Annotated in this window: 2 protein-coding genes and 1 pseudogene; all 3 read right to left on the reverse strand. The window is 68.3% G+C overall.

Going from position 1 to position 2,960, the window contains the following annotated elements:
• A pseudogene (locus VFG33_RS01050) lies at positions 1–1,057 on the reverse strand (hypothetical protein); the annotation flags it as partial.
• Positions 1,054–1,926 carry a ribokinase gene (locus VFG33_RS01055; RefSeq protein ID WP_325021341.1) on the reverse strand — a complete coding sequence of 291 codons (873 nt, stop codon included), beginning with the start codon at positions 1,924–1,926 and terminating at the stop codon, positions 1,054–1,056. The pseudogene VFG33_RS01050 and the gene VFG33_RS01055, both read right to left, overlap by 4 nt.
• Positions 1,919–2,960: ADP-ribosylglycohydrolase family protein (locus tag VFG33_RS01060; RefSeq protein ID WP_325021344.1), on the reverse strand; the 1,042-nt coding region annotated here is incomplete at its 5' end. The genes VFG33_RS01055 and VFG33_RS01060, both read right to left, overlap by 8 nt.

Genomic DNA, 2,960 nt, shown 5'->3' on the forward strand with positions numbered 1-2,960 from the left:
TCCAGAAGGTGATGTCGGCCAGTTCGAACCGCGAGCCGAAGACCCCGTGCTCGCGCGCCTTGTCCGGCACCTCCGGGGTCAGCGGGATCCAGTCACCGTGGATGAGAACCTCAGAGAACGCTCTCTGCGCGGCCACCATCCGCCGCAGCGTCGCCCGGTCCCGCGCGTTCCAGCCGACCCACGCGGAGAACACCGACTCCCAGACCAGGATGCCGACGCCGTTCACCCAGGCGGACTGCAGTTCATCGCTGTGGTCCCTGTTCCACCGGCGGGTGTGGTGCATCATGTGCCGGCGCTCGAACAGGTGCGCCCGCAGTACGCCGGGCGCCCGGGTATCGGCGAACCACTGCGCCCAGGACAGCGCGTGATCCCCGATCCTTGCCAACGGCAACCGCGACTCACCCTCCAGCGCGATCGCCGGGTTCACCTTCCGCAGCTCCCGGATGAGAGCCGGATCGCCTTCCTTCAAGGTGTCGAGAAAGGCGCCGTCGGCCCCGAAATCGCGAACCAGGGCAGCGAATTCCTCTGGATCGCTGCCGGCCGCACGCCGGGTGCCGACATCCCACGGGTTGTAGTCGAAGAACACCTTCACCTCGAGCCGGTGCAGGTCCGCGACCAACTCGGCCAGCCCCGGCACGTCCCGGTAGAAGTCGAACTGGTTCCGCGAGTCGATCCCGATCACCGGGTACGCGTGCCACAGCACCACGGCGTCGTACCCGCCGAAGTCCTCGATCCCGCGCTGGACGAACTTCTCCGGCGTGAACTTCCCCGTCTCCACGTCATACAGCAGGTCATCCCACAGCCACACCAACGCGACGGAGTACGCCTTCTGGGTCCACTCGCGCCCGGGCACCTCGTAGTGCGAACCGCCGTCGTACCCCGTCCGCCCGTAGGCGCCCATCAGCCACTCGGCGAGCTTGCCCCGCCAGCGCGGCAGGTCAGCCGGGTCGTCCGGGGCACCGAGGATCTTGGCGTCGTCGAGGAAGGCGAGATCGGCTCGCAAGCCGAGATCGACCTTCGCCGGCAGATCGATCGGCCTCGGCTCGAGGGGGTTCACAGGTATACCTCCGCAGCGCGTGCGTCGATGACATCCCCGTGAGGCACCGAAGGGATCGCCCCCGCGGCTTGAACGCTCAATGAAGCAGCAACGTTAGCGCGTCGCACCGCATTCGTCAGGTCGCTCCCCGTAGCCAGGGTAGCCGCCAGCACGCCGCAGAACGTATCTCCGGCGGCAGTGGTGTCGACGACTTCGACCGACACGCCCGGGATTGATATTTCAGCGGCACCCCGGGCCAGGATCACCGCACCCGCGGCGCCCAGCGTGACGACCGCGGCCGGCACCTTCGCCAGCAGCGAGGATCTGTCGCCGCCCGCAACTACCTCGGCCTCCGTCTCGTTCACCACGAGCAGGTCGACGTGCGCGAGCAGTTCGTCCGGGAGTTCGGCGGCGGGCGCGGCGTTGAGCACGAAGTACGAACTCGCCTCGGCCGCCGCCTGGACGGTGGCGAACGGAATCTCCAATTGGGAAAGGACAATTTTCGCCCCGCGCACCGCCGCGGCCGCCTCGCCGGACAGCTTCAGCTCGCCGTTCGCCGACGGCGCCACCGTGATCGCGTTCTCCCCGTCGGCGTCCACGGTGATGATCGCCGTACCGGTCGGGGTGTCGGTCCACGACACCAGCGACAGGTCGACGCCGGACTCCGCGAGTGCGTCCCGCAACAGCGAGCCGCCGTCGTCGGAGCCGAGCGAGGCGACAAGCGCAGTCGAAGCACCGGCGCGGGCCGCGGCGACCGCCTGGTTGGCCCCCTTGCCGCCCGGACCCCGGCTCAGGCCGGTCGCCAGAACGGTCTCGCCGGGCCGTGGGATCCGCTGGACCGGCAACACCAGATCCACGTTCGCGCTCCCCACGACTACGACATCAACCACGCCGTTCCCCCTCCGCAGTGCTCGATACCGTCCCCACCCCTGCCCCGGCCGAAACCGCCAGCGTCCGGGACGCCAGCTCGTCGATCGCAACCTGGTTCATCCCGGGCAAGCTCGTGGCGATCCGGTTGTCCAATGGTTCGGACCACTCTGCCGGAACCCCGAGCACTGCGCCAAACACCGCACCGACAGTCGCCCCGACCGAGTCGGTATCCCACCCGCCCATCACCGCGCGACCGACGGCGGTGGCGAAGTCCGGCGCCGTCAGCGCGTACGCCGTGAGCGCGCTGTTGTTGACCGAGTGCACCCAGTGAAGCTGCCCGTACTGCGCGTGCAGGCGATCGAGCGCGTCGTCCAATGGCAACCCTGCAAGGGATAACCCGAAGCGAACCGCCTCGGCGAGCGTTCCATCAGGTGGCACGGCTTCCAACCCGGCTCGCACTACGGCAACCGGATCGTCGAGCGCCAGAGCGGCCGCTGACATCGCAGCCACCCAGACCGCACCATCGACACCGGCGCCCGTGTGGCTCAGCCGCGCATCGATGAACGCGAGGTGGGCGGCGGCTGTCCGGTCACCCGGATTAGCCCAGCCGTAGACGTCGGTGCGGATCTGCGCCCCGATCCATTCGCGGAACGGGTTCCGCACCACCGCGGCCCTCAGCGGGTCGACACCATCAAGAAGGTTGCGGTAGGCAACACGTTCGGCGGTGAACACCCGGCCCGCCGGCAGATCGTTCAACCAAGCCTGAGCGACATCCTCGGTGGTCAACCCTGACCCATGCCTCTCCAGCAACTGCAACGCCAGAATCGCAAAGTTCAGATCGTCGTCCTCGGGCATCCCGTCAATCACCTCGCGCAGACTGGTCGGCTTCGACCGCCGGTTCCACGGCCACCGCGCCTGCACCTCCTCCGGCACCCCCACCGCAGTGATGTACCGCGTCAGGGGCCACTGCCCCGAACTCTCGAGAATCTCCCGAATCCCCTCCCGCGAGATCTTCTCCACCGGCTTCCCCAACAAGTTCCCAGCAGCCCGCCCC

The sequence above is a fragment of the Kribbella sp. genome (assembly GCF_035687465.1).
Lineage (GTDB): Bacteria > Actinomycetota > Actinomycetes > Propionibacteriales > Kribbellaceae > Kribbella.